General features: G+C 36.5%; 10 protein-coding genes. 2 read left to right on the top strand and 8 right to left on the bottom strand.

What is annotated here, in order from left to right:
• Window positions 1-86: 86 nt before the first annotated feature.
• The 8 genes from tehB to yejK form a co-directional block, all read right to left on the bottom strand.
• Window positions 87-653 carry a tellurite resistance methyltransferase TehB gene (gene tehB, locus CPS_RS11680; protein WP_011043427.1) on the bottom strand — a complete coding sequence of 189 codons (567 nt, stop codon included), beginning with the start codon at window positions 651-653 and terminating at the stop codon, window positions 87-89.
• Window positions 654-897: 244 nt separating this feature from the next.
• Window positions 898-2163, bottom strand: coding sequence for a hypothetical protein (locus CPS_RS11675; RefSeq protein ID WP_011043426.1), 1266 nt, complete (start codon window positions 2161-2163; stop codon window positions 898-900).
• On the bottom strand, window positions 2163-2786 hold the full coding sequence (locus CPS_RS11670) for a hypothetical protein (protein WP_011043425.1): 624 nt from the start codon (window positions 2784-2786) through the stop codon (window positions 2163-2165). Before CPS_RS11670 ends, CPS_RS11675 begins: the two co-directional genes overlap by 1 nt.
• Window positions 2779-6510, bottom strand: a complete 3732-nt coding sequence (locus CPS_RS11665; protein WP_011043424.1) for an ATP-binding protein — start codon at window positions 6508-6510, stop codon at window positions 2779-2781. The genes CPS_RS11670 and CPS_RS11665 overlap by 8 nt, the downstream gene beginning before the upstream one ends.
• A gap of 37 nt (window positions 6511-6547) precedes the next feature.
• A complete protein-coding gene (locus tag CPS_RS11660) occupies window positions 6548-7414 on the bottom strand; it encodes a M23 family metallopeptidase (RefSeq protein WP_011043423.1) in 867 nt (288 codons plus the stop codon).
• Window positions 7407-8297 carry a 6-carboxytetrahydropterin synthase gene (locus tag CPS_RS11655; protein ID WP_011043422.1) on the bottom strand — a complete coding sequence of 297 codons (891 nt, stop codon included), beginning with the start codon at window positions 8295-8297 and terminating at the stop codon, window positions 7407-7409. Before CPS_RS11655 ends, CPS_RS11660 begins: the two co-directional genes overlap by 8 nt.
• A gap of 131 nt (window positions 8298-8428) precedes the next feature.
• On the bottom strand, window positions 8429-9496 hold the full coding sequence (gene pyrC, locus CPS_RS11650; RefSeq protein ID WP_011043421.1) for a dihydroorotase: 1068 nt from the start codon (window positions 9494-9496) through the stop codon (window positions 8429-8431).
• Window positions 9497-9672: 176 nt separating this feature from the next.
• The gene (gene yejK, locus CPS_RS11645; protein WP_011043420.1) at window positions 9673-10728 is read right to left on the bottom strand and encodes a nucleoid-associated protein YejK; all 1056 of its coding nucleotides are present in this window, start codon (window positions 10726-10728) and stop codon (window positions 9673-9675) included.
• 134 nt (window positions 10729-10862) lie between these two features.
• Between yejK and CPS_RS11640 the strand changes: the two genes are divergently transcribed.
• Both CPS_RS11640 and CPS_RS11635 read left to right on the top strand, forming a co-directional pair.
• On the top strand, window positions 10863-11069 hold the full coding sequence (locus CPS_RS11640) for a DUF1414 domain-containing protein (protein WP_011043419.1): 207 nt from the start codon (window positions 10863-10865) through the stop codon (window positions 11067-11069).
• A 44-nt stretch (window positions 11070-11113) separates the two neighbouring features.
• A complete protein-coding gene (locus CPS_RS11635; protein WP_011043418.1) occupies window positions 11114-12874 on the top strand; it encodes a DUF3413 domain-containing protein in 1761 nt (586 codons plus the stop codon).
• The last annotated feature ends 62 nt before the right edge of the window (window positions 12875-12936 follow it).

Genomic DNA, 12936 nt, shown 5'->3' with positions numbered 1-12936 from the left:
AAAAGCCTCAATGAAGAGGCTTGGAAAAGAGTTGATGCTTAAGTTAAGTACTATTGGACTGACTTAAAACAAGTTTTACAAAAACTTTAGAAAGGTTTACGCGCCAATATAGTCGCAAACTGCAATTTTGCGCCATTGTGCATAGTACCAACATCTTCATTGTACTTAATCAGCTCCCATCCTTCATAAGTTTCACGTAACTGATCTGTTTTTAGGGTAAATGGGAAACCAACAGGGCATGGGTGTTCTTCAGTACTCATGGCGCAAACAATTAAGTTATAACCACCTGCCAGAGTACGCTTTTGCATATCGGCAAGAATGTTATCAACACGAGTTGGGTCCATAAACATTAACGTTACGGTACAGCTAATAAAACCATAGTCCTCGCCAAGGTTCGCATTGTTAATGTCGTATGCTTGCGCCTTAATATTGTTCATTTTCTCTTCATCAATAATGCTTTGTAGCATATTAATGGCACCAGGATTAGCATCTATGGCGGTTACATTAAATCCAAGTTGGCCTAGGTGAACAGCATTTCGCCCATTTGAACAACCCATATCTAAGGCATCGCACGGCTCAATAATTTTACACGCTTCTACCACTTCACTGTGTGTAGGGCTTAAACCGTAACGGCTATTTAGATCAACTACCATGATAACTCTTAATTTATTTGAAATGAGGATGATTATCTTACTACTAATCTTGCCTAATTAACCTTGAATGGTCACGTTTTGATGAGGCAGATCAATATTTATTTTTCACTTAAAGCGGTATTAATTACAACTGTTAGGTAAGTTCAATCAAAGCTAAAGCGACATTGTGTTTTAGCATATGTTCTTGTAAAAACAGATTGAATCGCCCAGCTTATTCAACTGTTGTTTACGCTAGGTAATGGCCTTATGCGCTAGCTTTCAACTTACCTCTCAATTCAATAACTACATCACTATAACCGTAGTTATCTGTGGTGCCAATTACCGCAACGCCTTTCATTTTTATAGTCAGTGCATTTTGTTGAGCGCTGGTTAATTTACAATAACAACTAAAGACTAATTCAATCCAAGCTTTAGGTGTAATGGTTTGCGATTGTTCTAACCAACTGTTTTGCAGCTCTTGGTAAAAACTTAACGCTGAAATAGCACTGTTATTAATGATCACACGTTCAAATAATAATTCAGTTTGTTGCTCAAAAAAGTCTTCTTCAGCGGCAATTCTTTCAATCGGTTTAACGCTGACTTCGCTAGTTTCTCTTGCTTTAATCGGTGTAACAATACTTTGTTTACGCAGAGACTGAACCAATTCAAGTAAAGGTTGTTCAATACCAGTTTGCTTGGTATCCACATAACTTTTAAGTGGCATGTGTGGTGCGTATTTTAATGTTTCAGGTAAATTTGGTAGCTCGAACAGGTTTTCATCCAAGGTAAATTCTGGATGTTTACGTAAAAATCGCGCCATGTTACGTAATTGGCTCGCTTGTTTTTCATCACGACGTAAGCGAAACAAGCTAATGCGCATGTTATCAATGATCAAACGCAACTTAGGCAATATTTGGTTATACCAATAAACAAAACTCGTGATTTTCCGAGCAAACTCATTCGGGCACGCTAGCCAATCAAGCCATTCATAACAGTCGTGCGGGTCAATCTGTTGCAGCTCATTTAGCAGTTTTTGCGCATGAGATAAGTAACGTTCATTTTGGCGAATTTTATTAGACAAGCTACTCACGAAACCAAACTGACTGACAATAGCAAAATGCATAGTATCTAAGTTATTGTTTAAGCTGTCCTTTGTTTCATAAAGTAAATCATCGAGTTGATCTAAATAATACTCGGCATCTTCTTGTTCTTTAGACGTAATGGCAAGTTGATAATCGATGACGACTTCATCAATAGCATCAATCACTTTACCCATATCGGTCAGTTGACGATAACTTGATTGTTTACGCATTAGTCGATTTAACATGCGTTTAAGATCGGTTGTTACTCGATACTCACCAGGAGAATCGTCAGGTCTGATCAAGCCAGATTTATGTAACAAACTAAGGGTGTTCGCATCTTGATCGTCACTGGCTATCGAGCCATAAACATAGGCATTAGCCAATAGTTCATTGTATGCACCAATTTGTCTGAGTAAGCTTGCTACCTGATTAGAGTCAAAACCAGCCATTAGAAAAGCAGCTCATCTTGTTGGCTTTTTTCTTGCTCAGGTAAACTGATCAGTTCAGCATCATTTAAAAATTCAATCAGTAAATAAATTAAGTCAAATCGTGCGGTGGCATAATATCTGCTGCTACCGGTATTTTTACGGACAAAATAATGCATCTCTTCAAGCTTTTGAAAAACCATCACTAATTGCTCTCGCGTTTCAGTTTTATTAGTTTTAAAAGGCTTTATTGATGTCAGTCGGCGTAATTGCTCACTCAACGTTTGATCATGTTCAAAGGGTTCGAATAATTCATTAATATTCAAAACAGACTTAGCGCGAATAGGTAAATCAGCTTGCGTTGCCGTTAACAGTAAATCTAAAAATTCGACTAAAGGTCTAAAGGTGCTGCGCATTTCAGTAAATAAAATACTGAGCTCGTGATAGTTATTTTCATCGACCTGATTAAAAGTACAGTAATAGGCATCAGCGCTATCAAGATAGGTTAGTTTTCTATCTAAATTAGCTAAAAAGTCATTCACCTTGTCGTTATGACTTTCGGCTTTTAAGTATAGATATTCAGCTTCATGTGCTGTTTGACAAATAACTGCGCCACAAAGTAGCTTTTGAATACTTTGTTTAAACATTAGTTGGCTCCCCTGCTTTATCTTCTTGTGCATTTGTTACTGTTTGATTACGTTGCGCGAGTAATTCATCTAAACGAGATTGTGGAATATCAGCATGATAAATTTTGTTATCTTTTAACTTATAATGACGGTGATACAAGGACAATATATGGCGGTCTGTAGATGGAGATGCAGATAACATACTGATATGGTTGTCATTAAACATTTGTAATAACAGATCAATATTTTCTGCTGCTAGTTCACCAAGCTCATCTACCGGTAAAATTATTTGGCTAGCATGTTTGCTGTCACCACGTAACATCGCTAATAAACCCGCAAATAAAGACAACATAGCTAGGTAAGATAATCCTGTTGAACTCACTTTTTTAAGCTGCTTAGCATTACGTGCGTGTTTTACTTGGCCTTTTTCGACAATAGTAAATTCTAAATCAAACAAATTATTGTGTGCTAAAACAAACCCTTCGTTGGGCAAGTAACTCGCCAATTTTTGCATAGCAAACACTAAGTCATCAGGTACATCACCTAAACCATCTCGTAATTGGTCTTTATATAACTCAAACACTTCAGCAAATTTTTGCAAAGGACCCCAGTAATCTAACTCTTCTTGCTTCATTACTGTGGTAACACTGATATCAGCTAAGGCTTCAAAATGCGCTAATGCCGTCACTTTTGTTGATAAACGTTTACCAATTTGCTTGATACGTCGACCAAAGTTTTCTATGTGCTGATAAAACTCGTTAATCATGGTGGCATTAACAGTAACCAGTTGATAGGTACTTTGTTGCTTCTGCTCGGCACTATTTAATAACTCGCTAATGGGCTCGCGATACTTGAATAATGCTTTTGCACCTGAATAACTATCGTTATCAAGCAGTAGTTTTTGCCAGTTATCAAATAGCTCACTACCAGAATGGTCCTTCCTAAAGCGTTCACTAAAGGTATTTAGTTGCGTTGCTAAGCGTTTTTCAATAGTTTTAAATTGCTGATAAAAGTCATGACAAAAACTTACGGTTAAATCAGCTTGGTTTGCCGGCTCTTGCTCAGATAGCTCACTCTCAATCGCTGACATTTCACATAAACGTTTATTGTCATTGAGCTGAACGAGTAAATCATCAGTAGCTTGTTTTTCTTGATTATTTTTTCTGATTAACAGTTTTAAGTCATTAATTTTTGTTGTCAGCTCAATATTACTGTCTTCAAAATTAGACTCTAGGTTACGCTTGATAATTTTTCTGTTTTGGTTTTCTTCAACTAAGGCATCACGGTGACAATAACGTTCATTAATAAAACTTTGATAGTCGCGTGCTTTTTGGGCAAACACAGAACATTGCTGTAGGTTTTTCTCTAACTGCACTCGTTTGGCAATGCTTTTATCTACTTCACCCTCAGGATCAAGGTGCTTAATATCACTGGTTTGTTGTTTTTTAAGTTCAGCGGTACGTTGTTTAGCACTGGTTATTAATGCGACGAGCTGCTCAGATAATAGCGTTAACTGATTATCTCTATCACTTTCAACTACCATGCACTTTTCTAATTTATCATTAGTCAATTCATGTAATTGTTCAGCTTTATTTTCTTCAAAACTATGCTGCTTTTTTTCTAGTGCTTTCAATTGTTGATTAAAAATTTGTAATTGTGTCTCAATCGTTTGGCGATGCGCTTTAATGGCTAGCTGTTTTTTAACTACCAGGCTTTCTTGTTGCGTTTGCAATTGGCCCATTGTTAATTTTTTCTGGTTTACACTTTGTGCATGCTCAGAAGCACTTACTTTTAGCTGGTTAATTTCTTTAGCTAAAGACTTTAACTGCTCATCAAGCTGAGTAATTTTATCTGTTTGTGTTTGTAACTTAGTCTCTATTACTTGGCGCTTTTCTCGTAGCTGCGCTTCGTCTAAAAATAAAGAATCGTCACAAGGCAGTTGTTGTAAGTCTATCGATAAGCCATAAAGACTTGCTGGAGCATTGATACTCTCTAACCACTGCGGGTTTAAATCGGTACGTGAAAGTTGTTCAGTCGTAAGTAAACGACCAATAGTCTTTTGCCAATCAGCGGCTTGAGGTTCGTTGATCAAGTAATGATGTAAAGAGTCAGCTTGCGGCAATAGTTGCAATTCAACTTGATGATAATCTTGTCGTAATTGTTCAAGATAACGATTCGCTTCACTGCGAAGAGTTAATTGCTTATCTTGTTGTTTGTCTAATTGATATTGTTGTTTTTGCAACGCTGATTCTTGCTGCAGTAATTGATTATAACTTTGTTGTGCCTGCGAGAATGCTATAACATTTTCTTCAATATCGGTTGTTAATTCTAGTGGTATTGTAGGCTGTGTTAACTGTTGTTGAGCACTGCTTAATTGATGCTGAAAATGTTGCTGATCTTTTTGTAACTTCAACTCTTCTTTATGGAGTTGAGCATTAAGAGATTGTTCTTGTTGATGAAAAACTTCATTGATATGCGCTAGTTGACCATTTGATTCGCTAGTAATCTGAGCCGATCTTTCTTTATTTGTACTAAGAGCTTTAAGTTTTTCTACTTCAATTTTTTGAATCAGCTTATCAAACTTTTGCCCTATTTTAGTGATGTTACCTTCAAAGGCATCAATAACGGCAATAACTTCAGTCAGCTCTGCTTGAATTTGTGGTGCTTGATCTGCCTTAATTTGATAACTACTGGCGTCATCGTCATCATAGTTAAATTTGTCATCATCGAGTAATTCAATTTTACTTAAATCTGCTTCAATTTTGGCATTAAGATCGGATATTGCTTTTTGATATTTTTCAATGGTATTAGCTAATTCAGACTCAAGAGAACTGCGGTTTGCGATACTACTTCTTTTAAGCTCATCTCGTTGTTGCTGCTTTACTTCAAGGCGCTCTTGATGCGCTAAAGTTTCAGCATGAAGATGTTGTAACTTATTGACTAAACTAGCAAAGGCACTGAAATCATTTTGCCAAACTGAAATTTTATCGGCCACTTTTTTAATAGCACGACTTGCCTGAATATCAGCAAGCCAGTTAGTAATATCGGCTTTATTTAAACTGAGTTGCTCTTTTTCATCGCTGGTATTTCGGGCAAGATGATCACTAGCAATCGCCACTAACATACGTTTAACGGCTTCAAAATCAAGATTCTTTTCTATTGTGCCGTTGATCACTTTATCAATATGCGGGCATGCTTGTTCACTAAAAGAAAAGCGATTTTGTAGTACTCTTATTTCTTTGTGTTTACGGCCGCTGCGCAAATTTTGTATAACTTGACGGTATTTATCTATGCCTAAAAACTTTGAACTTTCTTTACCAATATTACGGTAATTTTTTTCTATTTCACTAATAGTAAATGGCTTAGCCTTACTACCTTGAGTACTTGAAATAAAAAGCTGACTATCGTATGCACCATCAATAAATTTAAAATGCACACCTCTACCATCGCTGGTCGCTAATACTTGGCACTTCTGACCAAATGGTCTTGCATATTCGTACACTAAAATACTGGATTCGCGTGGTAAGTAAAAATCAGCAAAGTTTTTTGCCTGATCAACTTTACTGACAATATCACTCGGTCGCATACCGTAAAAAAGCGGCAACAAACGCATTAATGAAGTTTTACCTGCGCCGTTAGTGCCTTCAAGTTGAGTGTGGCCAGTTAAATCAAGTTCGTTGACTTGCCCTTGCCAAAAACTGTCAATAATAATAATGCGTAGCAGCGAATAGCCATGTTCTGCCATAGTGTAACCTTAGAGAAAATTTAGAGTGGAGAAAATGTTAATGAAGAGGTTTTACTTTTAAGACCAGCGCAGGATCAATTTTTACATTGAACCAGTTTATACGCCAATCTAAATGAGGCCCGGTTGCCCTACCACTTTTACCAACTGCAGCGACTACTTGACCTTGTTTAATAGTATCACCTTGTTTTACATAAGAATTACTTAAGTGTAAAAAGGTAGAACTTACGCCATGGCCGTGGTCAATAATCATGGTTCCACCTGAATAAAACATGTCAGGTACCCAAAGTAATACTGTGCCTGAAGCCGGAGCTTTAACTGGATCGCCAGTGTTACCCGCATAATCTAAACCAAAGTGTGGGTTTTTAGGTACGCCGTTATAAACACGTTGGCTACCGTAAACGCCTGTTATTGTGCCTTCAATAGGAGGAATAAAACCTTGGGCAAAATAGTTGAGTGAACTGGCAATTTTTCGAGCAGTTTTGACCTGCTTGCTGTCTTGTCTTGCTCTGGCTACCGATTTCGGGTTAGGTTGCATGATGCTTTTTTTAATACCTTCGATACGCTGAATATTATAACTGCGTTTTTCGGGCGTTAATGTTTTCTCTACCCGATCACCATTAACCGAGGTGATCACTAATTGATAGCTTTCTTTATCGTCACGGGAAAAGCCAAAGGTGTAATCACCAGACTTTGAAACGGTGATCGCTTTACCATTTAAGGTTACTGTATTTTCCGCTAACGTTTTACCAACCAGCAAACCGCCCTGCTTAACTTCACCGGTTAATGCTATCTGTTCTTGCGTTGGCAATACTTGAGAGCTGACACTAAAACTAGTGATAAGCGCTAAGGAAATTAAGGTTTTGTTTAATTTTTTTGCGAAGATATTGTTTGTCGGGTTAACCATGAACAATTGCTCCTTTAGCGACGCCTTCATAAGCAATAACTTTTACATCATTATTTGCCAGTTCGTTATGTTGTGCTTTTATTTGTCTTAAAATAAAGTCTGCTAATAATTCGACAGTCGAATCACAATCAACCACATCAAGTACTTTGCTATCAACGGCAATATCAAATCGACCTTGAGGTGCATGGTAACTAAAATATTGGTGATCGGGTGTTAAATTGTTTATTGCATGAGCAGATAGCTGAATATCGTTGACAGAAATTCTGTCGGCTTCACTGGCAATATAAATATCTTCCCAGCGCTGACACCAAGCAGCTTCTAATTTAGTGCTTCTTTCGCCATCCACTAGAATTTGTATTTTTGAACGGTGACCATGCGCAATACGCTGGCAATTTCCATCATGTAACTTTAAGCCATGAGTATAATGATAATAATCCGTTGGAATATTTTCAGGACGCAAGACGAGTGTTAAACCTTGTACGTTATCTGGCAAGTGCGCCAAAATAATAGCCGTTAAGTGGTTAGTCACTTCAGGTATGGTGATGGTTAAACAATCAATTGAGGCAAAAGCACAGGCTGGAGACTGTAAATAGTAACTTGCTGCATCACTGATAAAGTCGACCGTTTGATGACCCTCATTATACGGCGATTCTGCTAAGGTTAATGCTTGCTCTTGAATAGGCAATAACAGTTTATGATCAACAGCATCATCAATAATTGCTTTGATTTGTTTTTTTACCACAGCAAAATCTAGCACCATACTCATTTCATTTAACGACCCATCGAGAAGTACGTCAACAATCCAGCTCTCACCAACAATACCGCGCTGTTTACACAGGTATGAAAAATCAATAACGGTAAGATCGTCTACAAATAATTGCATTTTTTTCCTTAAATTAAACTCAGTTATACTTTTGCTTTCTACTTTATTTATACGGGGTATACTTAGTCCAAACTTTAGCTTTTATTTAGTCTTTACTATAATAAAAGCCTAAAGCTTAGTGGCAGTAATTATTAACCCTCTACTTGCCACAAAATCTCTTCATCGGCACGAACAGGCACAACAACATCATCGCCAAAGCTCATTGTTGCTGGTACTTTCCATGCTTTTTTAACTAGCGTTATTTTATCTGTGCTTATCGGTAATTGATAGAAGTTTGCACCATTAAGGCTGGCAAATGCTTCTAATTTGTCCAATGCATTCTCTTGTTCGAATACTTCAGCATATAACTCAATCGCTGCGTGGGCAGAATAAACACCAGCGCAACCACAAGCTGACTCTTTAGCATGTTGAGCATGTGGCGCAGAATCAGTACCTAAGAAGAATTTTTTGTCGCCGCTTGTTGCTGCTTCTATTAATGCTTGTTGATGAGTATTACGTTTTAAAATAGGTAAACAGAAGAAATGCGGACGAATACCGCCAACTAACATGTGGTTACGGTTAAACAATAAGTGGTGTACGGTAATAGTAGCGCCAACATTATCACCAGCAGTTTTAACAAAATCAACCGCATTTTTAGTGGTTATATGCTCTAAAACTACTTTAAGATCAGGAAAATTAGCGACCAATGGTTTTAAAATAGTATCAACAAAAACCTGCTCTCTATCAAAAATATCAATATCAGCAGCAGTTACTTCACCGTGAACTAATAATGGCATTTCAACCGATTGCATTGCTGCAAATACGTCAGTTAAATTGGCAACATCAGTTACACCCGATGAAGAGTTTGTTGTTGCACCGGCTGGATATAATTTTGCCGCATAAACTAAACCTGATTCTTTCGCTTCAATAATATCTTGTGCGCTGGTGTTATCTGTTAAATATAAAACCATTAATGGCTTAAAGTGAGCACTTGGGGCTGCTGCCATAATTCGCTGATAGTAACTTTCTGCTAAAGCTGCATCGGTTACTGGAGGCACTAAATTTGGCATAACAATAGCTCTACCAAAATAACGACTAATATCAGCCACCGTATTTTTTAAAACGGCGCCATCACGTAAATGTACGTGCCAATCATCAGGTCGAGCGATAGTTAAGGTGTTACTTAAGGTATCATTTGAGGTATTGCTTTCATTTGTCATGTTCGTAATTCCAATTTTGTATGATTACAGCAGAGTAAATATTTAATTAACCTACACTACTGTTTTATATGTATTTATTCTACTTTATAGGAGTTATCATAAAAGGTAACGCGATACCATAAGGTAACACGTTACTGTAAAAGTATGCTATTTATACCCGATTACTCTTCGTCTTTCTAATCAGTCTCAACTTTTTCACTATCAAGAAGCGCCATTAACTGCTCTTTTAAATTTGGTGGCACTTTATAGATGATGAGTGAGTCGTTATGTGGATTATAAACGACATCTTCACCAAAGTGGCTACGCTCAAAACTTAAACTTATGCCATTACCGTAACCTGAGTATTTAGTGATTTTGTTAACCACTGCTTGCTCATGCGGAAACGATTCTTCAATTGGGTATGATTGAGTTTGACAGAACTGATAGAAATCTTGTTCTGTTCCTGCGCTTTCAATTACTTTACCTACCTCTTGAAGTGATACATCTTGAGAACTCGCTTTTTGCTCTTTACAGTAACTGAGCAAATCTTTACGTGTTTTTTGCTTTTCTGCTGGGTCTAATTGATTAACTGAAACATAATCTTCAACCGCTTGTACTAATGTTTGTGTTTGCTCTTTCGAGTTTAAACCTTCTTCACAGCCTAAAAAGTCTAGAAAGAAGTCAGACACTTTACGACCTGCTCTGCCTTTAACAAAAGAGATATAACGGTTGCCTTGGCTATTGTCTTTATAATCGAATAAATCAATACGAGCAGCGAGTTGTAATTTATTTGTATCTAGGTGTTGCGCGGCTGAAATATTTAACTCGCCATCAACGCTGTAATGCTCTGACACTGGGATAACTGCAACAAATAAGTAACGACCACCCATGTATTCGTAATGGCATATAACAAAGTAACCTGTCTCTTCTATGTCATATTTTTCGATTTCATTTTTTAATACATTGCCCGCTTGCACACTAAAATCATAAAAATTTTGTTGTTCAGTTAAATAACTTTCCATTAAATCAACAAAACGCGCTGAATCACCTTCACTAGGCATAGATGAAAAACTGCCGTAAGCCTTACTGCCTTTTGCATTATAAATGGCATGTAAACCATCAACAAAGTTGGTTACTTTCGCATTTTCTTGTGCGAATTCAGCATTCTCTGGACCTAGGCGTAATACTACTTCACCTGTTTCTTCTTTTTTAGACAAAAAATGTAGTGCAATGTTATTAATTATTAAGCTCATATGATTCTTATGTTCAGTGACTGATGTTAGTTAAAGTTGCAACGACTTTTATTTTTATACTAGGTATATATTAAAGTGTGCAGGCATTTGATAAACTAGAGAAATTAAATTTATCATTAACGAAAACTATTATTATGCCTATTGTATCTAAATATTCGAACGAACGTGTAGAAAAAATTATCCAAGATTTGTTAGATGTTCTTGTGAAAGAAGAAGTAACTCCCGATTTAGCCCTAATGTGCTTAGGTAATGCTGTTACAAACATTATTGCCCAAGTACCTGAAAGCAAACGTGTTGCTGTTGTAGACAATTTTACTAAAGCCTTAAAACAATCGGTTTAAACCCTTTTATTTAATTTTACCTGCAACAAGAAGAATTATTATCAATGGTTTCATTTGATACAAAAAGCTACAGTAAAAAACTATTACATTTGATCAGTTGGAGCCATTGGTTCACATTTTTCAATATTTTAGCAGCAATTGCACTCTCCTCTTACTATTTATTTAGTGAATCTGCACCAACGACACTCTTTGGTCAGGCTTATTTAGTAACTACCTGGGTGAGTCATATTGCGTTTCTAACCTTTATGAGTTTTGTCTTAGTGTTATTTCCATTAACGCTGATTCTGCCACACACAAAGTTTATTAGAACCAGTGGCTCTATCATTTTTACCATTGGTTTATTGCTTCTAGTATTAGATGGCTTTATTTATAGTCGCTTGGGTTATCACTTAAATGCCTCTTCTAGTGCACAAATTATAAGCTTAATACAAGACTTAGCTAAAGAAAACAGTCTGTTGTATACCTTCATTGGTGCACTGGCTATCATTATCTTGAGTTTTGAATTCATTGTAAGTAATTACGCATGGAAACATTTGAAGCAATTACAAAAAACAATATTTGCCCGATTTGTTATTTTTGCTTTAGTTGTGTCATTTTTCTTTAGTCATGTAAGCCATATATGGGCTGATGCTAACCTTGATTATGATATTTTACGTCAAGACACAGTGTTACCTTTGTCTTATCCTGCAACAGCCAAAACCCTATTAACTAAATATGGTTTGTTTAACATTGAAGATTATATAGAGCGTAAAAATAGCCCACTATCATTTAGTCATGCTATTCCTACTTACCCTACGCTTGATTCAGGTCTTTGCCTCAATGAAAATGCTGATAAAGCCCCGACTAATTCGACCTTTTTGATCCTAACAGAGCAACAAGTATCAATTCCTCAGCTTAATCAATTTATTCGAAGAGCAAGTGCGACTACTTTACATTTAACCAATAATATTGATACCGGTCTTAATGATGATGCTTGGTTTAATCTGCTGTATTCCTTACCGAGTATTTATCAAGACGATATTTTAAAGCAAGGTATTAAGCCGCTTTTATTTCAGCGTCTAGATCAACAAGCTCTTACCACGAGCTTAACGGTTATCTCTGATGAGTTTTCAGCTACTGCTCTGCAAGATGACACTGTTGCGGATGTTGCTGTTAAAGAGCCTCGTTGGTTTGAAGCATTATTCAATGAAAAAACTGAATTAGAAAATGTCTCTAGCTTATTGTTCGCTGAAAAGTTAAATAATAAAGCCCCTGGCTTACATATTATCTATTTTAAAAATAGCCTTGCTATTGATGCTAAGAAAGCAGAAAAAAATAACAACCAATATCAATTTGAATTATTTGTTGATGCTTTACTATTGGCTCAAAAACAAAAAAGTCAAAAAGATATTATTTGGATCAGCTCTATAGGTAATCAAAGTAGTGAAACGCGTTTAAATACTAAACCTGCGCTATTTATTTACCCGCAGCCTGCTAATAAGGTAACTCATAAAGATGTTACGTTTAATACCAGTAATATGGACTTACAACCAACCTTGATGAGCCAATGGTTAGCTTGTAACGTTACCGGTAATAATAATGGTAGTGATTTACCAACATTGAATAAAGATAGAGTTATTGCCAATACCACCGATAAAGGCATTATTATCTTTGATAAAGATAAATCTGTTTTTGTTGATCAAAATGGCAACTTTCAAAGTTACTCGCGTCAATTTTCTTCGCCAATAACTGTGAATGCGGACTTTCCGTTAATGATTGACGGCGTACACTTTATTAAGTTATTTACCCAGCAAGAAAAGCTGTAAACGACTTAAAATAAATCATATAGAAGAATAGTTAGCCGTTTAGCTCATCTAGACTAACTATT

It is taken from the genome of Colwellia psychrerythraea 34H (assembly GCF_000012325.1).
Classification (GTDB): Bacteria; Pseudomonadota; Gammaproteobacteria; order Enterobacterales; family Alteromonadaceae; genus Colwellia; species Colwellia psychrerythraea_A.
The sequence above is the reverse complement of the archived record's forward strand: the minus strand, read 5'-3'. Positions and strand labels throughout refer to the sequence as shown.

Excerpts from the sequence above, each read along its gene's own strand:
- tehB (WP_011043427.1), bottom strand. The coding sequence starts at position 653 with ATGGTAGTTGATCTAAATAGCCGTTACGGTTTAAGCCCTACACACAGT.
- CPS_RS11675 (WP_011043426.1), bottom strand. The coding sequence starts at position 2,163 with ATGGCTGGTTTTGACTCTAATCAGGTAGCAAGCTTACTCAGACAAATT.
- CPS_RS11670 (WP_011043425.1), bottom strand. The coding sequence starts at position 2,786 with ATGTTTAAACAAAGTATTCAAAAGCTACTTTGTGGCGCAGTTATTTGT.
- CPS_RS11665 (WP_011043424.1), bottom strand. The coding sequence starts at position 6,510 with ATGGCAGAACATGGCTATTCGCTGCTACGCATTATTATTATTGACAGT.
- CPS_RS11660 (WP_011043423.1), bottom strand. The coding sequence starts at position 7,414 with ATGGTTAACCCGACAAACAATATCTTCGCAAAAAAATTAAACAAAACC.
- CPS_RS11655 (WP_011043422.1), bottom strand. The coding sequence starts at position 8,297 with ATGCAATTATTTGTAGACGATCTTACCGTTATTGATTTTTCATACCTG.
- pyrC (WP_011043421.1), bottom strand. The coding sequence starts at position 9,496 with ATGACAAATGAAAGCAATACCTCAAATGATACCTTAAGTAACACCTTA.
- yejK (WP_011043420.1), bottom strand. The coding sequence starts at position 10,728 with ATGAGCTTAATAATTAATAACATTGCACTACATTTTTTGTCTAAAAAA.
- CPS_RS11640 (WP_011043419.1), top strand. The coding sequence starts at position 10,863 with ATGCCTATTGTATCTAAATATTCGAACGAACGTGTAGAAAAAATTATC.
- CPS_RS11635 (WP_011043418.1), top strand. The coding sequence starts at position 11,114 with ATGGTTTCATTTGATACAAAAAGCTACAGTAAAAAACTATTACATTTG.